The 23,414-nt window shown below is 65.2% G+C and carries 18 protein-coding genes; 5 read left to right on the forward strand and 13 right to left on the reverse strand.

The window, feature by feature from the left end:
* Positions 1-213: 213 nt before the first annotated feature.
* Complete coding sequence (locus FPZ54_RS03475) at positions 214-2,847, reverse strand: TonB-dependent receptor (protein ID WP_145845016.1); 2,634 nt, start codon at positions 2,845-2,847, stop codon at positions 214-216.
* 196 nt (positions 2,848-3,043) lie between these two features.
* Between FPZ54_RS03475 and FPZ54_RS03480 the strand changes: the two genes are divergently transcribed.
* The gene (locus FPZ54_RS03480) at positions 3,044-3,952 is read left to right on the forward strand and encodes a TetR/AcrR family transcriptional regulator (protein WP_145845019.1); all 909 of its coding nucleotides are present in this window, start codon (positions 3,044-3,046) and stop codon (positions 3,950-3,952) included.
* On the opposite strand, the gene FPZ54_RS03485 is transcribed toward FPZ54_RS03480, so the two are convergent.
* The 4 genes from FPZ54_RS03485 to FPZ54_RS03500 form a co-directional block, all read right to left on the reverse strand.
* The gene (locus FPZ54_RS03485; protein WP_145845020.1) at positions 3,933-4,541 is read right to left on the reverse strand and encodes a TetR/AcrR family transcriptional regulator; all 609 of its coding nucleotides are present in this window, start codon (positions 4,539-4,541) and stop codon (positions 3,933-3,935) included. The two genes, FPZ54_RS03480 and FPZ54_RS03485, sit on opposite strands and share 20 nt — an antisense overlap.
* 131 nt (positions 4,542-4,672) lie before the next feature.
* The gene (locus FPZ54_RS03490; protein ID WP_145845023.1) at positions 4,673-5,854 is read right to left on the reverse strand and encodes an amidohydrolase family protein; all 1,182 of its coding nucleotides are present in this window, start codon (positions 5,852-5,854) and stop codon (positions 4,673-4,675) included.
* Positions 5,855-5,989: 135 nt separating this feature from the next.
* A complete protein-coding gene (locus FPZ54_RS03495; protein WP_186456903.1) occupies positions 5,990-6,388 on the reverse strand; it encodes a VOC family protein in 399 nt (132 codons plus the stop codon).
* A gap of 25 nt (positions 6,389-6,413) precedes the next feature.
* The gene (locus FPZ54_RS03500; RefSeq protein WP_145845028.1) at positions 6,414-6,923 is read right to left on the reverse strand and encodes a flavin reductase family protein; all 510 of its coding nucleotides are present in this window, start codon (positions 6,921-6,923) and stop codon (positions 6,414-6,416) included.
* A 155-nt stretch (positions 6,924-7,078) separates the two neighbouring features.
* On the opposite strand from FPZ54_RS03500, the gene FPZ54_RS03505 reads away from it, so the two are divergent.
* Positions 7,079-8,563: an MFS transporter gene (locus tag FPZ54_RS03505; protein WP_239019698.1), complete on the forward strand. Its 1,485-nt coding sequence runs from the start codon at positions 7,079-7,081 to the stop codon at positions 8,561-8,563.
* Between the two features lie 135 nt (positions 8,564-8,698).
* On the opposite strand, the gene FPZ54_RS03510 is transcribed toward FPZ54_RS03505, so the two are convergent.
* From FPZ54_RS03510 to FPZ54_RS03540, 7 genes are all read right to left on the reverse strand, one after another.
* Positions 8,699-10,114: an efflux transporter outer membrane subunit gene (locus FPZ54_RS03510; RefSeq protein ID WP_145845031.1), complete on the reverse strand. Its 1,416-nt coding sequence runs from the start codon at positions 10,112-10,114 to the stop codon at positions 8,699-8,701.
* 23 nt (positions 10,115-10,137) lie between these two features.
* The gene (locus FPZ54_RS03515; protein ID WP_145845034.1) at positions 10,138-13,302 is read right to left on the reverse strand and encodes an efflux RND transporter permease subunit; all 3,165 of its coding nucleotides are present in this window, start codon (positions 13,300-13,302) and stop codon (positions 10,138-10,140) included.
* Between the two features lie 69 nt (positions 13,303-13,371).
* A complete protein-coding gene (locus FPZ54_RS03520) occupies positions 13,372-14,661 on the reverse strand; it encodes an efflux RND transporter periplasmic adaptor subunit (RefSeq protein ID WP_145845036.1) in 1,290 nt (429 codons plus the stop codon).
* Positions 14,658-15,065, reverse strand: coding sequence for a hypothetical protein (locus tag FPZ54_RS03525; RefSeq protein ID WP_239019699.1), 408 nt, complete (start codon positions 15,063-15,065; stop codon positions 14,658-14,660). Before FPZ54_RS03525 ends, FPZ54_RS03520 begins: the two co-directional genes overlap by 4 nt.
* Before the next feature lie 325 nt (positions 15,066-15,390).
* Positions 15,391-16,002, reverse strand: a complete 612-nt coding sequence (locus FPZ54_RS03530) for a TetR/AcrR family transcriptional regulator (protein WP_145845038.1) — start codon at positions 16,000-16,002, stop codon at positions 15,391-15,393.
* A 384-nt stretch (positions 16,003-16,386) separates the two neighbouring features.
* Positions 16,387-17,289 carry a hypothetical protein gene (locus FPZ54_RS03535; protein WP_186456904.1) on the reverse strand — a complete coding sequence of 301 codons (903 nt, stop codon included), beginning with the start codon at positions 17,287-17,289 and terminating at the stop codon, positions 16,387-16,389.
* A gap of 93 nt (positions 17,290-17,382) precedes the next feature.
* Positions 17,383-18,621 (reverse strand): S8 family serine peptidase, encoded by a 1,239-nt coding sequence (locus tag FPZ54_RS03540; RefSeq protein ID WP_186456905.1) that lies wholly within the window; start codon positions 18,619-18,621, stop codon positions 17,383-17,385.
* A gap of 117 nt (positions 18,622-18,738) precedes the next feature.
* Here FPZ54_RS03540 and FPZ54_RS03545 point away from each other — a divergent pair, with 117 nt between their 5' ends.
* Positions 18,739-19,221, forward strand: coding sequence for an RNA polymerase sigma factor (locus FPZ54_RS03545; protein WP_145845043.1), 483 nt, complete (start codon positions 18,739-18,741; stop codon positions 19,219-19,221).
* Complete coding sequence (locus tag FPZ54_RS03550; RefSeq protein ID WP_145845045.1) at positions 19,218-19,925, forward strand: anti-sigma factor family protein; 708 nt, start codon at positions 19,218-19,220, stop codon at positions 19,923-19,925. Before FPZ54_RS03545 ends, FPZ54_RS03550 begins: the two co-directional genes overlap by 4 nt.
* A gap of 219 nt (positions 19,926-20,144) precedes the next feature.
* Here FPZ54_RS03550 and FPZ54_RS03555 read toward each other — a convergent pair whose 3' ends face one another.
* Positions 20,145-20,579 (reverse strand): ion channel, encoded by a 435-nt coding sequence (locus FPZ54_RS03555; protein WP_186456906.1) that lies wholly within the window; start codon positions 20,577-20,579, stop codon positions 20,145-20,147.
* 388 nt (positions 20,580-20,967) lie between these two features.
* Here FPZ54_RS03555 and FPZ54_RS03560 point away from each other — a divergent pair, with 388 nt between their 5' ends.
* Positions 20,968-23,289: a bifunctional diguanylate cyclase/phosphodiesterase gene (locus FPZ54_RS03560; RefSeq protein WP_145845050.1), complete on the forward strand. Its 2,322-nt coding sequence runs from the start codon at positions 20,968-20,970 to the stop codon at positions 23,287-23,289.
* The last annotated feature ends 125 nt before the right edge of the window (positions 23,290-23,414 follow it).

Genomic DNA, 23,414 nt, shown 5'->3' on the forward strand with positions numbered 1-23,414 from the left:
CTGGAATGCGCCCATTTCCCGAACATTCACAAGGTCAACGGGCAACCCTGAGAGCGGTCGACAGCGCCAGCCACGCCTTCGTGGTTAGGCCCAGTATCGCTTCAGCCATCCAGCTATTCCGGCTGAAGCGGTACAGCGCCATGAACCGTTGAGGACCTGGTCCCACTGCTCGCGCAGCGCAGTGAGCCCGTACCGCCGCCGCCGATGTGCCGCTTAAAAGCGTCCGCGAAGGGTAAGTCCATAGGTACGCGGTTCCGAAAGATATGCCGAGAAGGTATTCTGAAGCGCGCTGTCGAAGATCACCTGCGTATAGTCGGTATTCAGCAGATTTTGCGCCCACAGTTCGATCGCCCAGCGCTCGTCCTTACCTCGCAGGCCGATGCGCGCGTTCATGATCGTGTAGCCGTCCTGGATCTTGTTGTCGCCCAGGCTGGAGCCCGTGTTGTAATCGCTGCTGGTCCGGGCGTTGACGAAGAACAGCGCCGACAGGCCGCTCGACCCGATCTCCGGGGTCCAGCTCACCGAATTGGTGATGACATAGGCCGGTGCATTCGAGATCCGCTCGCCCGGCAGGCGGCGGAGCGCAGTGCTGAGCGGCGTGCCGGCGGCGCTGCCGACCAGATTATCGGCATAGCGGGTGTCGGTATAGGTGAGGCCCAGCCCGACATTGAAGTTGCGCGCGGGGCGCAGGCTCGCCTCCAGCTCGATCCCCTGCGCGATGACGCCAGCCTTCACGTCGTCCGGGTTGCACGCACCGGTTGCGGGGTTGGTGTCGCGATCCGCTCCGCCCAAATCCGTCCCGCAGCCATTGATCGTCTCGACGATATATTTGGTGCCGTCGAAGGTGTTGAGCTGGAAATTCTCGAACTCGGAGCGGAAGGCTGCGGCCGACAGCGTGAATTGCGGCCGCGAATATTTGACACCGAATTCATAGGCGGTGACCTTTTCGGGGTCGAAGCGCAGCTTCACTACATCCGCCGGCCCGACGACCGTGTTGGGAGAGCCGAGCGCCCCGCGATCGAGGTTGAAGCCGCCCGCCTTGTAGCCGCGCGAGTAGCTGCCATAGAGCAACAGATCGGGCGTCGGCTTCCACGAAAGGACCGCGGTTCCGGTCCACTCGTCTTCCTCGATCCGGTCGGACAGGCCGAAGGCGTTGATTTCCGAAGACGAGTTTCCGAGGCAGCCGAGCGTCGTGATGCCCGAGGCATTGCCGACCAGTGCTCGGATCTGCGGACAATAGATGTTGGAATTGTCGAGCGTCGCGCCGAGTTCCTTGATCTCACGCGTGTAGCGCAGCCCCAGCGTCAGATCGAGCGTATCGGTGACGTGGAAGATGTTGTGCGTAAACCCGGCCAGACTGTCGCTTTTCTGGCGATAGCGCGTGCCTTCGTCGCCGACATCGGCGACTTGGCTCAGCAGGTCGAGCGCGCGCACCGTGGGCGAGAGATTGCCGCCCAGCACGGCGCGGCCGGTTGCGGTCAGGCAGCCCGGCGCCGCTGCGGAGATGAACGCGGCGCTGATCGACGAGACCACGCGGCACGCCGAGAACTGGCCGTACTGGCTGCCAAACTTCAGGCCCGAACCGGTATTCAGGATCTCGCTCGAATAATAGCCGCCGACCAGCCAGTCGAGCTTATCGTCGAACGCGCTGCCTTGGAGCCGCAGCTCCTGCGAGAAGGTGTGGAAGCGCCGGCCCCCGCCGGTACCGTCGATGTGGAGCAGGTCGACCAGGCTGTAATCCGCATCCGCCGCCTGCGTGTTCGAGAATTCGCGATAGGCGGTGACCGAGGTGAGCGAGAGATTGCCGGGGTTCCAGTTGATCTCGACCGACCCGCCATAATCCTTGGTTTCGCCGCCAAAGCCACGGCCGGGCGAGAGTGACGCGCGACGTGAATAGGGATCGTCGAGGCTGGGATAGAGATCGGTATAGTCGCCCGGCGCGAGCAGATCGAGGATGCCGACCAGCGGGTTCGCCGCCGGATTGAGCGTCGCCGAATTACCCGGCGCGATCGCGTCGGTCGCGAAGACCGCCGCGCAGCACGCCTCGGTCCGCTTGGTATAATCGCCGATGACCCGGACCGACAGGTCGGCACCGGGTTCGAACAGCAGCTGGCCCCGGATCAGGTAACGGTCGCGGGTGTTGATCCGATCGCCCGAGGTGACATCGAGATAATAGCCGTCGCGGCTCTCATACACCGCCTCCAGCTTGGCCGCGATCGTCGAGGTCAGTGGGCCGGTTACGCCGCCTTCGAAGCGGGCATAATCGTAATTGCCGTAGGACGCGTAGGCATAGCCGCGAAAGTCGAACTCGGGCGCCTTGGTGATCACATGGATCAGGCCGGCCGATGCGTTACGGCCGAACAGCGTGCCCTGCGGTCCGCGCAGCACCTCGACCCGCTCGACTTCGCCCAGTTCGTTCATCCCGACGCCGGTGCGCGAGCGATAGACGCCGTCGACAAAGATCGCGACCGAGCTTTCCAGTCCGGCATTGTCGCCGACCGTGCCGACACCGCGAATACGTGCCGATGTATTGGCTTCAGAACCAGTAGAAGAGACGAGCAACGACGGCGCAAGCTGATTGAGCTGGCGGATGTCGGATGCGCCCGAATTGCGCAACGCTTCTTCGCCGACCGCGGAAATCGCGATCGGCACATCGGTGACGCTGGTCGCGCGGCGCGTTGCGGTGACCACGATCTCGGCGGTCGTAGCATCATCGTCGGCACGGGCAGTCTCTGCCGACTCCTGCGCAGCCGCAACGGGTTCGGCCGGTTCCGCCGCCCAGGTCGGCATGGCCGCGGTGGCGAACATGCTCGCGGCGCCGAGCAACGTGAAACGCGATGCTTTCATGACAATCCCTCCCGATCCGATGCGCCCTTGATGGGCTGCTTGCCCGGCAACATGCCTGCATTGAATACAGGGTCAAGGATATTTTCACGCGCACCACTATATTTTTCGAGTTTTCGGTATCCCCGGACGGCGGTTCAACTGCGAAGGATGCGCCGCTGCCCTTTCGCAACGGCCGTCGCTCCGCTATCCAGCGGGGATGGGGAATGAGCATCAGCAGGGCGGCAAGCCCGGTTCCGGCCGCACCATTACGCGCGACGAACTCTATGCGCTGGTCTGGTCGGAGCCGCTCGCCACGGTTGCCGCCCGGTTCGGCCTGAGCGCGAACGGCATCGCCAAGATCTGCGATCGCCTCGGGATTCCGCGGCCCGAACGCAGCTACTGGATGCGATCGGCCGCCGCACGGCCGCCGCGCACGCCGCTCAACCCGGCGCCCGAGGGGGTGGACGAGCAGCTGGTGCTGGGCGCCGGGCGCGCGATGGCGCGGCGCCCGCGTTCGCGCCGTTCGCGCGCCGACCGCCGAACCGAGCTGCTCGATGCTGCGGCGGCGATGGCGCTTGAAACGGGCGTGGCCGAAGTGACGCTGAAACGTCTCGCACGCCAGATCGGGATCAGCGAGGCGCAGGCGCATAACTGCTTTCCGGGCCGGACGGATCTTCTGCTTGCGCTGGCGCGGCGCGAGATTGCCGAGGTCGAGGAGCGTCGCCAGTCGGTCGTCGCGCGCGGCGAGGATCGGCTCGCCAGCATCGTCATCTCCACCGTGACCTATCTCCACCAGGCCAAGGCACGCGGTACCTTGCTGCAGCTGTTGCTCCGCACGCCTGAAATCCGCGAGGGCCTTCGCGCCGAACGCGCCGAGGCGGCGGCGGTCGCGCGCGAGCCGATCCTGCGATCGCTGTCCGACCGGTTTGCGATGGAGCGCTCATTGGCCAATGCCTCCACCGCCGCGCTGACTGCGGTCTGCCTCCGCGCAGGCGGACTGATCGCCGCCGGGCGGGATTCCTTTGCCGATGTCGAGCGGATTTGCCTGGCGCTGGTGATGGCCGGCGCGCGCAGTAACGAAAGCCTGAGCGCGCGCGGCGCCGGACCTAAAGCCCCGTCGGTCTGAGCGAATCGATCCCGGCAAGGACGAGGCGCCGGTTCGTCGCATGCGCGTCCTCGCACGACAGCTCGCCACGTCGGACCAGCCGCGCTAGTTCTTCGGGGATCGCCCCCAGCAGTTCGACCATGATCAGCGCTTCGCGCGGCGGGAGCGACAGTTCGCGCTTCAGCGCGCCTGCCAGGCTGTGGATCGTCGTCGCACGATAGCTGCGTACCGCCTCCGGCAACGTCACCGTGCGCGGCACCTCGCGCCCGATATAATGGAGCACCGGGCCATGTTCGACGACGTGATCGAGGTAGATCGACGTCGCCGCGACCAGGCGCCCGGCGGCATCGCCGGTGCGGCAGGCGACGGTGAACCCGGCCTCGTCGAGCCGCTCGATCGCGCGCAGCAGCACCGCGTCGATCAACGCATTCTGGTCGGAAAAATAGGCATAGACGAGCGCGCGGCTCGACCCCATCGCATCGGCGATCGCCTGGATCGACAGCGGCAGGGTGCCCGTCGCCAGAATCTGCGCTTCGGCGAGATCGACGATCTCGCTGATCCGGTCGCCCGAACGCTTGCGCTTCTGCGGGACCGCCTCCTGTTGCTCCATGGCTGCGTTGCTAGGGCAAGCGACAGGTCGCTGGCAACCATCGACGCGCACTGAAAAAAGGCTCCGGCAGCGATGTGCCGGAGCCAAGGGAAGCACCCGGGAGTGGGTGTTTTGGTTGAGCCGCGTGCGGCTTATTCTGCGGCGATCGCCTCGGCGGCGGCCGGTATGTTCATCAGCGCCTCGTAATTGCGGCGATAGAAGGCGTCCTTCGATTCCTCGTCGATGCCCTCCATCGTCGCCTCGAAGCGGCCGATCGGATCCTTCGTCCCCTCGGGGTGCGGATAATCGCTCGAGAACAGGAACAGCTCGGCGCCCGCATCGCGGATCATCCGGCCGACATCTTCGGACGGGAAGGGGGTGAATTTCATCGCGCGGCGTACATAGTCCGACGGCTTGAGCTTCATCGCCTGGAGATAGGGGTCGGTCTTGCCGAACGAGCGCAGCCCGCCGTCGAGCTGGCGCAGGAATTCCGGCACCCAGCCCGCGCCGCACTCGACCACCGCGCCGCGCAGCGCGGGGAAGCGATCGAAGACGCCGTCATAGACCAGCGCGGTGATAAACATTTGCGGTGCGTAGCCAAGGCACGGATAGTCGCCGAACCGCAGATTCTCGCCGCCGCCATGCAGGTCGGGCGCGCGCTCGCGACCGTTGTTGTGGAATGCCTTGGGCTGCATGAACGTGCCCGGGCCGATATGCAGCGTGAAGGGAATGTCCTCCGCCTCCAGCTTCGCCCAGAACGGATCATGGACGGTGTGACCGGGCGAACGTTCGCCCGCCGGGGCGTTCGACGGCAACAGCACCGCGCCCGCGCCCTGTTCGATCGCCTTGTCGAGCAGGTCCATCGCGCGGTCCGGATTGTCGAGCGGAATGAAGGCAATGTAGATCAGCCGGGGGTCGGCAGCGCAGAAAGCGGCCTGGGCGCAGTTGAGCGCGTGCGCGGCCTTGTACAGCGTATCCTCATCCTTGGCGCGACGCACCAGCCCCAGGCCGAAGGTCGGGAACACGAGCTGAGATTCGAAACCGAGCGCGTCGAGCGCACGTACCCGCTCTTCGGTGTCGAACGCGCCATAGCCGCCCCAGCCCTTGGTACCGGCGATGATATTCTCGCGCGCCTCGGCATCGGCGGCGGCGTCGTTCTTGCGGGCGCGGGCCTGTTCGATGACCGACAGGATGCGCTGTCCGGTCGTTGCATCGCCGTAGAGCGAGCCGAGCGACTCGACGAGACTGGGATCCAGATAAGGCGCCAGCCAGTCGCCCGTTTCCATCGTGTGGCTGTCCGCATCGTGAATGATGCGACCGTTCGCATAGGTCATTTTCGAGGCTCCTCACCGTTTGTTAGTGCGTATGTCACAAGCGAGAATAAGGTGGACTAAAAGAGTGTGTCAACACGATTCCCAGCGCATCGACGCGCGCACGCGTGAAATTGCCGATGTGTTCTAGTGCGATCGTCATTTCGTCTGGGGTGCAGCGCCGCCGGGGTTCAGGATCTCGACCGAATGGCCGTCGGGATCGCGGAAGATGGCGACGCGTGCTGGCCCATAGGCTGAGGGCGGAAACAGCGCCGCCGCCCCGGCCGCGCAGCACGCCGCATAGGTCGAGTCGACATCGCCGACGACAAAGCCGACCGGACCATGCGCATTGCCGCGATCCAGTGCGCGGCCATCCTTCCACCGGCACAGAACCAGGCTGCCGCCCCCGTCGCGGGCACGCAGCACCAGTTCGTCGAACTCCGGGGTCGCAAAGCGTTGTGCGGGTTCGAGGCCCAGTCCCGCACGATAGAATTCGGCCGACCGGTCGAGATCGGTCACGAAGAGCTTGGCAAAGGCGAGGCCGCGTGAGGCAGTCATAACTCGATCTCCAGGTTGCAGGGCGTCAGGGCAGGAGGGCGCCGTAGCGCCGGTTGGCGTAGAGCAGCGCCGGCCGCTCGCCGCCCAGCCGGACGGCATCGACCGCGCAGGCGAAAATCGTGTGCGTGCCAAAGTCCTGGTTCGACTCCACGCTCAGGTCGATCGACGCGAGCGCATTCACGAAGGACGGGCCGGCGGGGGCGTCGAGCGACCAGCGTGCCGGATCGAATCGTGCGAGTCCGATCTCACCCGTCCCGCCGGCGAAGCGCGCCGCGAGTTCTTCTTCTCCCGCACTCAGCAGGTTGAGGCAGAGCCGACCGGTTTCGATCATCGCCGCATGGGCACGTGCCGACCGGTTGATGCACACGACCATCGCCGCCGGCTCGACGCTCAGCGAGCATGCGGCGGTGACCGTCATGCCATGGCACCCGGTGGCATCGCGCGCCGTCGCGACGTGCACGCTCGCCGCGAGCCGGCGCATCGCCGAGCGAAATCCCTCCACCATCATCGCGTCCGGGCCGCTCAACTCTGTCACAAGCTCCTCCTACGCGTCGCATGCATAAACTGATATACGCACCACTAGATGCGCGTCATTGTGCTTGGAAATCAAGCCTCACTCGCATATGCGCAGGTTCAAAGGGCGCAATGCCGTAAAAGTTTAATGACGATAACACCAATACGGAGGGGTCGATGAGCGAGGCGGGACGGATGGAGGCGGGGCCCCGTCCAAGGATCGACCCGCCGCCGCTCGGTCGCGGTACGCGGATCGCCTATGGCAGCGGCGCCATCGCCAATGGCGTCAAGAACGTCGCCTTCACCGCCTATCTCATGTTCTTCTACAATCAGGTGATCGGCGCTCCTGCGGCGATCGTGTCGGGGGCGATTGCGTTGACCCTGATCGTCGACGCCGTGTTCGATCCTGCGCTCGGCCGCTGGTCGGACAGCATCCGGACCCGCTGGGGCCGCCGTCACCCGTTCATCTATGCCTCCGCGCTGCCCACCGCGCTGTGCTTCGCACTGGTCTGGTTCCCGCCCGCCGGACTGAGCGATATCCGCATGGGATTGTGGATTTTCGCCACCGCGATGCTCACCCGCATCGCGATCAGCGCCTTCGAAATCGCATCGCAGGCGATGGCGGCGGAACTGACCGATCGCTATGCCGAGCGTACCCGCCTATTCGCGCTGCGCTACTGGTTCCTGTATCTCGGTCAATATGGCTTCAGCGCCTTCTCGCTGGCGGTGTTCTTCGCCGCGACGCCGGCCTTCCCGCGCGGCCAGCTCAACCCGGACAGCTATACCGGCTTCGCGCTGCTCGGCTCGGCGCTGATTCTCGCGGCGATGCTCGCCTGCGGCCTCGGCACGCATCGGCGCATACCCTATCTGCGCCAGGCAGAGGTGCGCACCACCCGGCGTGGCGCGGGCGTGCATCTGGGCGAGATGCTGACGGCGGTGCGCAACCGCGCCTTCCTGGCAATCTTCGGGTTCGGGGTGCTCAAATTCACCGCGATCGGCCTGTACAGCGCCGTCGCGCTCTATTTTCACACCTATCTGTTCGACCTGAACGCGCGCCAGCTCGCGGTGCTGGTGCTCGACGCGCTGTTCGCCGCGACCGTGGCCGCACCGCTCGCGCCGATCATGTCGAACCGCCTCGGCAAGCGCGGGAGTTCGATGCTCTTCGCCATCCTTGGCGTGAGCCTCTCGCTGTCGCCGGTGATCCTCACCTATTTCGACCTGTTCCTTCCGGCGGGCGATCCGGTGCTGGTGCCACTGCTATTCGCCTTCGGCGCGGTGAGCGGGGCGGCCATCGCGATCTCGCTGATCAACACCTCATCGATGCTCGCCGATGTCGTTGAGGATCATGCGGTCCGCACCGGACGGCACGAGGCCGGCCTGTTCTTCGCCGCGTCCAGTTTCATGCAGCAATGCTCGACCGCGCTCGGCATCGCGCTCAGCGGGGTCCTGCTGTCCCTGGCCGGGGTGCCGTCGCGTGGCGCGGGCGTTGCAGTGTCGGACGCGGCGATGCGCAGCCTGATCGAATTCTACGTCCCCACATCGGCGCTGCTCTGGCTGGCCGGGTGCCTGATCCTGCTCGCCTATCCGATCACGCGAGCGTCGCACGAGCGCAATGTAAGCACGTTGCGCGCACGTAACCATCGCGGGAACCCGGAGGAGTGATTGAGCGAAACCTGGCTTCGTCGAAGCACGCAGTAACACACAGGTCACTTCCGCCACCGGTCATCCTCTACGGCGCTCCGCACTCGACCCACAAGCGCTATGAGAAGACGTCAGGGTTTAATCAGTTGGCCGCCGTCACGCGCTGGTAGGATCTCGCCACCCACCGGCAAGCGCCTTGAAAAGATCGATCTGGGCGGAAGCGATGTGGGCATCCACAGTGGCCAGTTGCGCCTCGGCCTCGGCAAAGCTGCGTTCCGCATCGAGCAGGACGAGGCCATCCACCTGGCCCTCGCGCTGCTGGGCGCGCACGATGCGCACCGCCCGTTCGGCCGCGTCACGCGCCGCCTTCAATGCAATGCGCCGGTCCAGCGTCCGCGCATAGGTGGATAATGCGGTTTCGGTTTCTTGCAGCGCGCGCAGCACGATGCCGTCAAACGTCGCCAGTTCGGCCCGGGTGTCCGCTTCAGCCCCCGCGATCCTGGCGCGCGCACGGGCATGGTCGGTGAACGACCAGTTGATCAGCGAACCGAGCAGCCAGCGCAGCGGACCGCCGCCGAACACATCGCCGATATCGCTGCCGGTGGAGCCGATCGACGCCCCCAGGCTGATGCGCGGATACAGGTCCGCGGTCGCGACCCCGATGCGCGCCGTCGCCGCGGCGAGGCGGCGTTCGGCGGCACGGATATCGGGACGGCGTGCAAGCAACTGCGCCCCGTCGCCGACCGGGATCGGCGTTTCGAGGCGCAGGGTGGAGACGCGCTGCGCCGCGATCTGCGGCAATTCGGACGGTGCGCGACCCGTTAGGGTGGCCAGCCGGAACAACGCCGCGTCGCGCGCAGCCGCGAGCGCCGGGACATCGGCCTGGCGCTGATTGCGCAGCGTGGCGATGCGGGCGGTGTCGAGCCCTGTGGTCAGTCCGACTTCCTGCCTCCGCTTGGTCAGGGTGAGCGATCGGTCGAGCAATGCGACGATCCGCTCGGCCACGGCAATGCGCTCGGCGGCGGCAGCGGCATCGGCATAGGCACGCGCGGTTTCCGCGACCACCGCGATACCCACCGCCTCGACATCGGCCTCCGCCGCACCGATCTCGCCGCGCGCCGCCTCGACGCCGCGCGACACGCGACCGAACAGATCGACTTCATACGCCACGTCGAGCCCGGCATCGATCGACCAATCCTCGCGCGGCGCGCCCGCGCCACGCTGGCCTTCGGGCAGGCGGCCATAGCTTGCCCCGGCACCGACGCCGACGTCCGGCAGGCGGTCGGTGCGGACCTCGCGCAGCAATGCCCGCGCCTTGTCCAGCCGCGCGACCGCGACGCGGATATCGGTGTTGGCCGCGCGCGCATCGGCGATCAGCCGGTCGAGCACGGGATCATCGTACAGCCGCCACCAGTCGTTATCGACCGGGGCGAGCGGATCGACCGCAGGGCTGGTCGCCGCCACGAACTTGCCGGCTGCTGCGGACGGCGTCTGGGGTGCGGCATAGTTTGGGCCGGTTGCACAGGCGGCGAGCGCCAGTGCCGAAGCGGCCGTCATCAAGGTGCGATACATGGCTTTCGCCTTTCGGTTCGGGGTTATTCGGCGGGTTGCAATTCGGCACCGCGTCTGCGGGCGCGGCCCACCCTGTCGGCCAGCGCGCGGCAGGCGACATAGAAGGTCGGCGTGAACACCAGGCCGAAGGCGGTGACGCCGATCATGCCGTAGAACACCGCAGTGCCCAGCGCCTGGCGCAGCTCCCAGCCGGGGCCGGATGCGGTGACCAGCGGCAGCACGCCCAGGATGAAGGCAAAGCTGGTCATCAGGATCGGACGAAGCCGCACGCGCGCCGCCTCGACCGCCGCCTCAAGCGCGGTGGCACCGCGCTCCTCGGCCTGTTTGGCGAATTCGACGATCAGGATCGCGTTCTTCGCTGCCAGGCCGATCAGCACGATCAGGCCGATCTGGGTCAGGATATTATTGTCCAGCCCGCGAATGTTCACGCCCAGCATCGCCGCCAGCAACGTCATCGGCACGATCAGGATGATCGAGATCGGCAGCATCAGGCTTTCGAACTGCGCCGCCAGCACGAGGAAGACGAACACCACCGAGAGCAGGAACACGAGCGCTGCGACATTTCCCGCCGCCTTTTGTTGAAAGGCAAGATCGGTCCACTCCGCTGCGAACCCTTGCGGCAGATCCTTGGCGATGACCTCCATTCGCGCCAGCGACTGGCCGGTCGAATAGCCCGGCGCGGTGTCCCCATCGACCTCGACCGCTGGGAACAGGTTGAACCGCGTCACGCGATAAGGACCAGTGCGATCCTCAAAGGTCGCGACCGCGCCGATCGGCACCATCCCGCCGCTGTTCGACCGTGTCTTGAGCTGCGCGATGTCGGACGGATCGTCGCGATAGGGCGCGTCCGCCTGAGCCGTCACGCGAAAGGTGCGGCCGAGCAGGTTGAAGTCGTTGACGTAAGACGAGCCGAGATAGACCTGCATCGCCTCGAACACACGGCTCGCGGGGACGCCGAGCATGTCCGCCTTGGCGCGATCAATATCGGCATAGACGCGCGGGGTGGCGGTGTTGAACAGCGTATAGACGTTGGCGAGTTCCTTGCTCTTGTGCGCCTCCGCGATCACGCCGCCGGCCGCCTGTTCCAGCGCCGCGAAGCCTGCGCCGCTGCGGTCCTGCACCATCATGCGGTAGCCGCCGCCATTGCCGATGCCCTGGATCGCGGGCGGCGGCAGGACGAAGGTGAGTGCCTCGTTGATGTCGGCGAGCGCGCCGCGCATCCCCGCAACGATATTGGCTTCGGTCAGGTCGGTGCCTGCGCGTTCGGCGAACGGCTTGAAGGTAATATAGGCGGCGGCACCGTTCGATGCCTGGGTCTGCGATGCGCCGTCAAAGCCGGAGAACATCACCGCCGCTTCGGTGCCTGGCACTTCGAGCAGTTTCTTCACGGCTTTCTTGAGCACGCGGTCGGTTTCCTGGATCGAGCTGCCCGCAGGCAGCTGGATCGCAGCGAGGGCATAGCCCTGATCCTGGGCGGGGATGAACCCGACCGGGGTCGACCAGAAGATCGCACCGGTCGCCAGCACCAACCCGCCATAGACGGCGAACATCCGTTTCGGCGCGGCGGCAAAGCGATGGGTGATCCCGGCATACCAGTCGCCGAGCCGGTCGAACTGGCGGTTGAACCAGGCGCCCGCGCGCCAGATCCAGCGCCGCCAGCCACGCTCGGGTTCCGTCTCCAGCTTGGGACGAAGCAACAGGGCGGCAAGGGCCGGCGACAAGGTGAGCGAGAGGATCAGCGAGATGATCGTGGCGCTGGCGATCGTCACCGCGAACTGGCGATAGAATTCACCGGTGATGCCGGTCAGGAAGGTGGTCGGCACGAACACCGCGCACAGCACCAGCACGATCGCCACCAGCGCCGCGGACACCTCGTCCATCGACCTGTGCGACGCGTCGCGTGGGGACAGCCCGTGCTCGAGATTGCGCTCGACATTCTCGACCACAACGATCGCGTCATCGACCACGATGCCGATCGCGAGCACCAGCCCGAACATCGACAGCGTGTTGAGTGAATAGTCGAGCGCAGCGAGCACCGCGAAGGTACCGATCAGCGAAACCGGGATGGCGACGATCGGAATGATCGCGGCACGCCAGCTTTGCAGGAAGACGAGGATGACCAGTACCACCAGCACCACCGCTTCGAGCAGGGTCATCGCCACCGCGTCCATCGACTCGCTGATGAACTCGGTCGGGTTCCAGATGATCCGGTATTCCAGCCCCTTGGGAAAGCTCTGCTCGGCTTCGGCCAGCTGAGCCTTCACGCCTTCGGCGGCCGCCAAAGCGTTTGTGCCGGGGCGCTGGGTGACGCCCATGATGATCGAATCGTCGCCCGAGAGATAGGCGTTGACGCCATAATCCTCAGCACCCAGTTCGACCCGCGCGACATCGCGGACGCGGGTGATCGCGCCGCTGGCATCGGTGCGGACGATGATGTCGGCAAATTCCTCGGCGGTCTTGAAGCGGCCCTGCGTCTCGACGCTCAGCTGCTGCGTCGCGCCGGTGTCAAAGGGCGGCTGCCCGACGGTGCCGGACGCGACCTGGACATTCTGTGCCCGCAATGCCGCGACGACTTCACCGGCGGTCAGGCCCAATTGCGCCGTGCGACCGGGATCGATCCACACCCGCATCGCATAATCGCGCGCGCCGAACACCTGGACGTCGCCGATCCCCTCGACGCGAGTCAGCCGGTCCTTGATCTGCGTCAGCGCATAGTTGGAGACGTAACCGCGATCGAGCGACCCGTCGGGCGACAGGACGTTGATTGCCATCAGCCAGGACGGCGAGGTCTTGCGCACGACCACGCCCTGCCGTCGCACTTCCTCGGGCAGGCTGGGCTCGGCCAGCGCGACGCGGTTCTGTACCAGCACCTGCGCGGTATCGAGATCGGTGCCGAGCTGGAAGGTGACGGTGATGGTCACCCGCCCGTCGCCGGTCGATTGCGACGACTGGTAGAGCATGTTGTCAACGCCGTTGATCTGCTGCTCGATCGGCGCAGCCACGGTATCGGCGACGGTCTCGGCCGACGCGCCCGGATAATTGGCGGCGACCGTCACCGTCGGTGGCACCACGGCGGGAAATTGCGACACCGGCAGCCCGAAATAGGCGAATGCGCCGATGATCGTGATGAGGATCGCGATCACGGCCGCAAAGATCGGCCGGCGAATGAAGAAATGACTGAAGCGCATCGGGCAAAGCCTCGGCTTGCGCCGCCCGCAGGGATGCGAGCGGCGCGGATTTCGTTGATGTGCGGCGGTTCAGCGCGCGGTCAGGGTCGCCTGCGACGCCGCCGGCTCGACCACGGGCGCTGTGGCGGGCGTGCCAGTCCCGCGCGGTACCTCGATCCGGCCGACCCGCTCGGTGACCTTGGCACCGGGCTGGATCATCTGGAGCCCCTGGATCACCACCCTGTCGGTCGGCGCTAGCCCTGCGCGGATGCTGCGCAGGCCGCCGATCCGGGGGCCGGGCGTGACCGGCCTGGCGACCACGACGCCGTCCTTGCCGACGACATAGACAATCTTGCGCGCCTGATCGGTGCGCACTGCGGCGTCGGGGACCAGCAATGCGCGCTCGGACGGGCCTCCGGCCAAGCGCATATTGCCGAACATTCCCGGGGTCAGGAAGTAATCGGGGTTGGCGATGACCGCGCGCGCGCGGATCGTGCCGGACTGTGCGCTCACGCCATTGTCGGTGAAATCGACGCGGCCGGTATGGCTATAGTCGGCCTCGTCCTGCAGCTTGATCTCCACCACCTGCGTCGCTGCGGCGCCGCCCTTTTGCCGCTCGCGCTGTGCCTTGAGAAACAGCGCTTCGGAACTGTCGAAGGTGAAGTAGATCGGGTCGAGCGCGTTGATCGTGGTCAGCAGCGTGCCGCCGGCCGCGTCGGCGGTCGAGACGAGATTGCCCGCATCGACGCGACGGTCGGAAATACGGCCGGTGATCGGCGCGCGAACCTGGGTGAACTGAACGTCCAGCGCACGCGCACCAACCCGCGCCTGCGCCGCCGACAGCGATGCGCGCGCGGCACGGACACGCGCTGCCAGCCGGTCATGATCGCTCTTCGACACCGCATCCTCGGCCAGCAAGCGGCTGGCGCGCGCGAGATCCGCCTCGGCCAGCGCAACATCGCTCTGCGCCTGGGCAACGCCAGCGCGCGCTTCGTTCAGCGCTGCGACGAACGGGCGCTGGTCGATGGTGAAGAGCAGTTGGCCCTTCTGCACGATCGCGCCGTCGGTAAAGTGAACGGCGGTGACCGCACCGGAGACGCGTGGGCGAACCTCGACGCTCTTCGACGCTTCGAACCGGCCGACATGGTCGTCCCATTCGGTGAGGTCGCGCGCGAGCGGCGTGGCGACGGTCACCGTCGGCGGCGGCGGGGCGGCGATGGCAGGTGCCTCGCGGTCGAGCAAGCCGACCCCGGCCCCGACGGCGGCGAGCGGCAGAACGATCGCCGAAGCGCGCTGCCATAACGGCCTGTCGGAAAAGCGCCGACGTGGCGTAGCGGCTTGGGCTTCAGGGGCAGGCTCGATGGGAGTGATCATGTTCATTGTGAAATGCTCCGGCCGCGCTTGGCGCGTGCGCTGACGATGCTGCGCGCAAGCAGCTCATACTGGTGAAGGGTAAAGCCGGCGGCGAGGAAGGCGCGCACGGCGGATTCGGCGACTTGGTAGCCATGGTGCCAGGTCAGCACCGCGAGGCGGCGAAGCGCCTCAAGCTTCGGATCGGCAAGCTTCGGGTTGGGACGTTCCGGGAACAGGGTACCGAGCGCGACGGCCAACCGCCCGGGGGCCTTCAGGCTGGACAGGGGATCGCGCTCGGCAATGGCCACGACCGTCCATTCGAGCGCGGAGAAACGCGCGGGAACGGGGTCGGGCTCGGGGGCTTTTGGGGTGAAGGGATGGATGCCCGCAGCAGCGGCGGGAGCGAATTCGGTGAAGGACAGATACGCCATGTTGCAAGCCTCCTCCGGGCGAAGCGCGCGCGCCATCGCCCGCTTTTCAACGGGTTTCGGGAGGCTGCCTGGCGAGAATGCGCAGGGCTTCATTCGGCGAAGCACATGCTCGCCGGACAGCCATCGGTCATAAATGCGTGAAGAGCCGGACGTCAGCGTCCGGTATCAGCCTTTGCGAAAAATTCTTGTCCGCATCGTTTCCCTTTCGATGCCGAAGCCAGGCGCATCCCGTCTTCTATACTGAGCGGTATATAAGTCATGCTGCGCTGCGTCAACAGCATTTCATACCGGTCGATATATTTTTATCGCGACTGGGGTAAAGCGGCTATTTGGAGGGCCACATCGCCATGCTGGTATCGATCAGGCGTTCCAGATCGGCGCGCGTCGCACCGGCGCCTGCCTGCACCGCCATCCCCTGCATGATCGCGTAGAGAAAGCTGGTCAGACCCTCGACATCGGCGGTTTCTGGCAGGTCGCCTTCGGCCTTGGCCCGTTCGAAACGCTCGACCAGTGCCACCCGCGCGACCTTGCCGCGCTCAAGCACTTCCTGGCGGATCGATTCGGCTTCCGCACCACATGCGACGGAGCTGATCACGCCAAGGCAGCCATGCGGCTCGTCCTTGCTGGTCTGATTCTCCATGCTCCCGCACAATAGATGGCGTGCCACCTCGCGTGCGGTCGGATGCGCTAGCGCGGCGATGACATAGCAAAGCTTCTCTTCCTGATAGAGGTCGAGCGCCTTGCGGAATAACGCTTCCTTGTTGCCGAACGCGGCGTAGAGGCTGGGGCGGGTGATCCCCATCGCCTCGGTCAGGTCGTTGAGCGAGGCGCCTTCATACCCCTTGCTCCAGAACACGCGAAGCGCCGCGGCAAGCGCCGCATCGACGCAAAATTCGCGCGGGCGACCTTTAGCGGGCTGGGCAACAGCGGTTTCCATAACGGGCGGTATATAATTGGGTAAATGTCTGAGCGCAACGGGCGGGGCTATTTGCCGCGCGAACTCAAGGAGAAAATCTAGATAGTCCAGCATCAATGGAGCGGTCTTGGCCGGATTTTCCGCGACAGATGCTCCGATACCCCTAGCTGTGAGCGGGGAATGTGCCGGGCTGCGAGGGTTCAAGGCGGTTGTCAAGTCCATGGTTCGGGAGCGCTGGACCTTAACCGTCAGAGCCAGTCGCGCCGAAAGACTGGCGGCCGCTCAGCCGATCCAGGGGCGATCCGACACCTGGCGTCGATCGGCCTTGCGCTGGCATCGCGGCAGATCTGGATACAATGGCGGCCGGGAGATTTCCCGGCCGCTATTGTCGTTCGAGCGCTCAGATCAGTCTCCGGACTTCGCCGCCTTCTTCACCTCGCTCTTGCCCATTGCAGACACGAGGACATCACCATCGGCGCTGAAGTTGCTGGCAGGCAGGGTCGCAATGCGATTACCCACCTTGGTGCCGATCGCCTGGATACGGCCTCTGGCATCGCGCGTCACCTCCGACACCCGGCCGATCAGGCGGCCCTTAGCGTCTTCGATCCGCATACCGGGATTGATCGCGGGAACGCCCGGCGTGTTCAGCGCCAGCATACCCGAACCCGACCCGCTTGCCGAGCCGGAGGCGGCACCACCGCTGGCCGATCCGGAAGCTGAGCCGCTGCCGGTCAGCGAACCCGTGGCGCTTCCCGCCGATTTGGCCGCACCGCCGGCCACCGTACCGGCACGGCCGACCGTATCCGTCGCGCGGTCCCGCACCGCACCAACCCGGCTGCGTACGCCCTGGACGGCCGAACGAACATCGTCGGTGCCGATGAGGTCGGCCGATGCGTTGCCGGAGGCGCTTCCCGACGCGCCGCCGCTGCCTGACATGCCCTGGCTGCGACCGGCGGCAGAGGTTGTTCCGTCAACCGCACCGGCAACGCCGCCGCTGGCGCTGCCCGACGCGTCGACCTTGCCGGTGCGGCGATCGACGTTGCGGTCAGCACTTGCCGAACCGCTGGCCGATTTTGTGGCGCGCGTGGTGGCTTTGGTCGTCCGCGTGGTGGTGCGAACGGGTTCGCGCAGGCGATCGACGGGTCGATCGAGCGATCCGCCCAGCGGACGCCCGAGCGTCCCGCCAATCTGACCACCCAAACCGCCACCGATCTGCCCGCCCACACCGCCGCCGCCCAGCAGCTGCGCGGAGGCCGGAATCGAAACCGTAAGAGCGGCGACCGCCGCCGACAGAAACAGGGTCTTCATATCATCCTCCTCATCTGCGGCGCGTCTGCTGCGACGCGCTTCAAAGGGAGAACGGAAGGCCGGATCGATTTAATCCGGGATCGATGAAAAAATTCAGCGGGGACGGGTCGCACAATCGCCGCACAGGATCCCGCGACCCACACGGCGCACGTTACCGGGCTGCGCCTCACGATCCAGCGAGCGGATCGCGCGCCCGACATCGCCGTTCAGATGCGCCGAAAGACGGGCAGCAACAAAGGGCGCGGCAAAGGACGTGCCTCTCGCCTTCCTCGCCTTGCCGTCTGTTCCGCCCACCAGCAGGTCGGCGCCGGGCGCGGCATAATCGATCTTTGCCGCCCGGCCCGCCTCGATCAGCGGACGTCCACGCGCGTCCACTCCGGTAACCGAAATGGCACCGGCATAGGATGCGGGATAGGCGGGCGCGGCGGCGGGACCGTCATTCCCAACCGCCGCGACCACCACGGTCCCCAGCTTGCGGGCTGCCACCACGATCCGCGCAAGCAGGGCATTGGGCGGGCCGACCAGGCTGATGACCACAACCGGCACCTTCTCCCGCGTCATCCAGATCAGCGCGCGTGCAATGGCGGTGGCATTTCCCCCCGCCGGATCCGCACCATAGACATCGGCCACGTACAGCCGAGCACGCGGCGCGCTGGCCCGCACAACGCCGTCACCCGTCAGGATTGATGCGATTGCAGCCGCATGATCGTGCGGGCGAGGTGCGCCTTCGGCAAAGCCCTGTTGACGCGCCAATCCCGGCGTTCGGGCGGAAACCCCGCCATCGATGATGCCGATGCGACCACCGCCGCCCGAGGGCTTTACCCCGGATATGTTGCGCGGGGCAGACGCCGCGGTCGCTCCGCTCGCAAAGTGAAGCTGATCCGCACTCACATCTTTCCCCCGCGCGATTCCGCGCAACCTTTTTTCTGCCTTCGCGAGCGCCATGCCGCGCGGCGTGGCAAAGCGGGCATAGCCAACCGCCATCTCGGCAAGATCGACCTGCTCGAGCAGCTCAAATCCCCGCGCTTGCGCCGCCACGATCGTCTGCGCATCTGCATCAAGCACGATCAGCTCGCCCGCCCGCGCCGCATTGCCGCGCGCGTCCAGCGCGATGCGATCGGGATGACGACGAACCAGATCACGCATCCGCGCCGTCTGCGCCTGCACCAGCGCGCGCGCGTCGGAAAGCGTGCGATCGACCTGCGGCGCCAGACCCGTCACCCGGTCCACCGCGCCGCCCACGCCGGGCAATTGCGGCGCGGGGATCAGCTGCGCGCTCCCCGGCGTAGCGGCGACGAACAACGTCAAGCCAATCGCACCGATCCGGGTCATAGGTCCGCGTCCAAGCATGTTGCACCTTGTAGACTTGCATTTTTTTCGCGTCATGCTGGATGAAACGAACAACGGCATCCGTTTCATCCATGACGACAATAGGAGGAATTCGCTTAGTTGCGTTTCGAGGATGAATTGCTCGGCCACTTGCCCCGCCTGCGGCGGTTCGCGCATTCGCTGGCACGCAACGCCGCAGATGCGGACGATCTGCTCCAGGCATCGGTCGAGCGCGCCTTGGCGAAACGCGATCAATGGGAAGCGGGAACGAGACTGGATAGCTGGATGTACCGGATGATGCGCAATCTGTGGATCGATACCGTTCGCGCCGAGACACGGCGCGGCGAAACGTTCGTTCCCCCCGAGGCCGGCGAATTCGTCGGCGCGCCGGGCGGTCAGGAAATGACCGTTGAACTCGGCAGGGTCGGCGCAGCGATGCACATGCTGCCGCCCGAACAACGTGAAGCCGTGGCGCTCGTGGTGATCGAGGGTTTCGCGTACAAGGAAGCGGCGGAAATCCTGGACGTTCCTATGGGTACGCTGACCTCGCGGCTGGTGCGGGGACGCGAGGCGCTGATGGCGCGGCTGGGAGAAGCGGCATGACCGACAAGGACGAAATCCCGGCAGAAACGCTCATGGCCTATGCCGATGGCGAGGTGGACCCGCTGACCGCAAAGCGCGTCGAACGGGCGATCGCCGCCGATTCCACATTGGCCGAGCGGGTCGATCAGCACCGCGCCCTCACTGCTTCGCTACGCGCCACCTATGCGCCGGTCGAAGCCGCGCCGCTGCCCAATGCGGTTACGGAAATGCTAACGGAAACCGTCAAGATCGTGCCGTTCCGCGCCCCTACTCCTGTCCGCCGGGAACGCTCGATCTGGATAGGGGCGGTCGCCGCCAGCCTGGTCGCGGGGCTGATCGCCGGACCGCTGGTCTTCCCCAAGAGGGACCCGGGGATCGCGATCGAAGACGGGCAGGCCGTCGCGCGTGGCGAGATCGCAACTGTCCTTGGCACGCAGCTCGCCTCCACCCAGAGAGCAGACGCCCCGGTTCGCATCGGGGTGACGTTCAGGGACGGGCAGGAAAGGCTCTGCCGCACCTTTGTGAACGGCGCGACTGGCGGCATCGCCTGTGCCGAGGGCGATGCCTGGCGCCTCGAGCGACTTTACGGCGGCGTCGCACGACAAGGCACCGCCTATCGCCAGGCAAGTTCGGGAGCGGCTGCGATGATGGCGGATGCACAGGCAATGATGCGGGGCGAGCCGCTGGATGCCAATGCGGAAGCGGCGGCACTCAAGGGCAGATAGTTGGTTTTTGCTATCGCTGGTGCGATTGCCGAAGGAATTGATCCCGAACCGTCATTAAGCGCCGAAATGCTGTTTTCCTGCGGTCTGAAACGGTGAGTTCTTCCAGGCTCGAACCGCCGACCTTCTCGGCGTAAACGGGTCGTTTGAGTGCTGGCGCGGAGGCGTTCCAGGCTCGCGCATCCGACTGGCGAGGCACAGACCGAGAGGCCCCGCACTGCCTTACTCTCTGAAGCTCTCGCCCCAGATTGTGTAGATGAATGTGGCCGACCAGGTGATCAACATAAAACCGCTAAGGGAGACGGTCATTACCAGTAGCCGAATGGCTCCGTGAGCCTCCAGCTGCGTGTAACCCAGGGTGGCGAAGGATACCCCGGCAAAGTAAAGATAGTCTGCCGCGGTGCTTCCCAAACTTTCGGAGAGAGATCCGTTTCCTGATTGAGATACCAAGAATGCGAGAACGACAGCGGCTAGCGCGATCTCAAGGAGGTGCAACATTGCGAGTCCCCAGAAGGTAAAAAGCAGTCCCAGATACCGGTGCTTTTCCTGTCTTGGCTTGGCCCGGCGTATTAGCTCGAGGCCGGTCATGTGGAGCACGCCGTAGAGGAAAAGCAGGCCGATTCCCCAAGCCAATACCGTGATTTCGCTGGTGGTCATGCGTTGCATAATCGCTCTGCGCTGCCGACGTTCCGAATTCAGCTGAAGGACCGTTGAGCGTCGCTCTGTAGCGGAAATCCGTCTAGCGACATGAGTCAGTTATGGCCCCTGCCTCCAAGTTTGCCAGCGTTGCAGCCCGGGCGCCCGCGCGCCTCGATTGCTGTTGTTGGGCGACGCCCGGTTTCTCGCCGGTGCGCCGCGGTCCGCCAACTCGAGAACTGACTGCCCGACATATCGTAGCGCCGCCGGTGAACAAGTTGCCGGCAGCGTCGGCTTGTGCCTCTGCTCCGTTCGTCGTGAATGCGCGGCATATGGTGTTCGAGCGGCAGAATCTTAGGACTTTGTTAATACCCGCTGGTGCCCGGTGCAGCGAGCGCCAGGGGGTTCCATGTTCGTTGTTTTGGAATGCGTTAGCCAGCAGCACGACGCGCGCTTGGTCCTGCTCGCCCTGCTTGTGGGATCGCTGGGCTGCTTCACGATGTTCTTGTCGCTCGATCGTTCGACCGACTGCCTGGACTCGCGAAGGTGGTTCTGGATCGCGGTGGCGAGCATCGCCGCAGGCATTGGTGTCTGGAGCACCCATTTCATCGCGATGCTCGCCTATGATGGCCCGACACCTCTGGGTGTCGATCCGGGCCTCACCATCTCGTCCGTCGTGGTGGCCATCCTGCTATTTTGGGGTGCATTGAAGAGCCTTGGTCGCGAGGTGACTTTCAAAAGTGGCGCGCTCGGCGGCCTGATCGCCGCTGCGGGGGTGGCCGCCATGCATTTTACCGGAATGGCTGCCGTCATCGCCCCCGCCGTCGTGCGCTATGATTTGCCAATGATCTGCGTCGGCTACTTGTTAGTGCTGCTCGCCTTTGCCGCCGCGTTCCTCGCCTTCGGGCGCCTGCGTGGCTGGACCCGTCTGATACTGCCGGCATCCCTGGCGGTGGTTGGCGTGGCGAGTCTGCACTTCACCGCAATGTCTGCGACGACTCTGGTGCCGGTGCCCGTTGAGATCACCCACTTCGACCAGACCAGCGGCTGGTTGGTTCCAGCCATTGTTGCCGCAGGATTGACCCTTCTAGCCCTGGGTTCCGGCGGGGCACTGCTCGATCGCTTGCTGACCGACCTTCGCGGAATCGCGGATGCGACGCTGGAAGGACTCGCGATCATCAGCGGCGATCGCATCGTCGAAGCCAACGCGCAACTTGGACGATTGCTCGGCCGTTCCTCCTCCGATCTGATCGGCACCGATCCCGCACAATGGCTTGCGCCGAGTGACGGTTTGCCGCTCGACGGCCCGCGCGCTCGCCCGGCTGAGGCGCTGATCAGGCGTGAGAATGGCGAAGAGCTGGTTGTCGAAATCGCCCCGCACACGGTCGAATATAGAGGCCGCCCTTGCCAGGTCCTTGCCGTTCGCGACCTGACCGATCGGAGGCGCGCCGAGCGTCAGATCGAACATCTGGCCACGCACGATCCTCTCACCGGTTTACCTAATCGCGTGAAGTTCTCGGCTGTTCTTGAGGATCTGGCGCTCAGGAACGAGTCCTTTGCGTTGCTTGCGCTGGATCTCGACCGATTCAAGGCGGTAAACGATACCTTTGGACATGCGGCGGGAGACGAGGTTCTTTGCAGAGCGTCCGGACTCCTCAGCATGAATGTTCGCGACGTCGATCTTGTCGCGCGGGTCGGGGGAGACGAGTTCCTGATTATTCAGCGCGGCGGAACGGAGGCCGACGCGCGACAGCTTGCGGCGGAGCTTTTGAGCGAGTTCGCCGAAGAAATGAATGTCGGATTCGGAGGGATGGCTGTCGGAGCAAGTATCGGCATCGCGCTATTTCCACGCGACGGCGCCACGCTCGAAGAGGTGCGTCACCATGCCGACGTCGCGCTGTACCAGGCCAAGCAATCTGGACGGGGTGCCGCCTGCTTCTTCGATCGCGACCTCGACCGCGTGATAAGGGAACGCCGAAAGATCGAGCGAGATCTTGAGCGCGCGGTCAGCCACGATGAGCTGCGCTTGGTGTATCAACCCATCGTCTCAACCGTCGACCGACGGGTGACGGGCTATGAAGCACTGCTGCGATGGCAGCATTCCCCGCATGGATTCGTGCCTCCAGACAAGTTCATTCCCATCGCGGAAGAAACCGGGTCGATAATTCGCATCGGCGAGTGGGCGTTACGGACTGCCTGCACCGAAGCTTCTTGTTGGCCGGATGAGCTCCAGATCGCCGTCAATGTGTCTCCCATCCAGATTGAATCCCGCGACTTCACCGAAACCGTAGAGGGCGTTCTGGCCGCCACCGGACTGACACCCAGTCGGCTCGAATTGGAGGTTACGGAAAGCGTGATGCTGAGACATAGCGCATCGGCGCTCGCGACACTGCAGCGGCTAAAGGATCGCGGCATCCGGATTGTCATGGATGATTTCGGGACCGGCTATTCGTCACTGAGCAACTTGCAGGCCTTTCCCTTCGACAAAATCAAGATCGATCGGAGATTTATCGGAGCAATGGAGCAGGATGAAGCGGCACTATCGGTCGTCCGGGCGGTGGTCGGGTTGGGAACAAGCCTCCGGCTGCCGATTGTGGCAGAGGGCGTGGAGACCGAAGCGCAATATGCCTTTATCATGCGGGAGGGCTGCGCCGAGGCACAAGGCTTCCTCTTCGGCGCGCCCTCGACGGCCATACAGGTTCAACCAAGGTTGCGCTTGATCGGCGCCTGAGGGCGCACTCGGCAGATGTGGCGGCGTCTGGGCAGGTCGTGCGCTTCACAAGGAAATCGGTCGGCAAATGGGAGCGCAAGGGGCCGCCTGCTTCCGAGCTTTTGCAATCACGAGCAGCCCGTCGG

The organism is Sphingomonas suaedae (assembly GCF_007833215.1).
Taxonomy (GTDB): domain Bacteria; phylum Pseudomonadota; class Alphaproteobacteria; order Sphingomonadales; family Sphingomonadaceae; genus Sphingomonas; species Sphingomonas suaedae.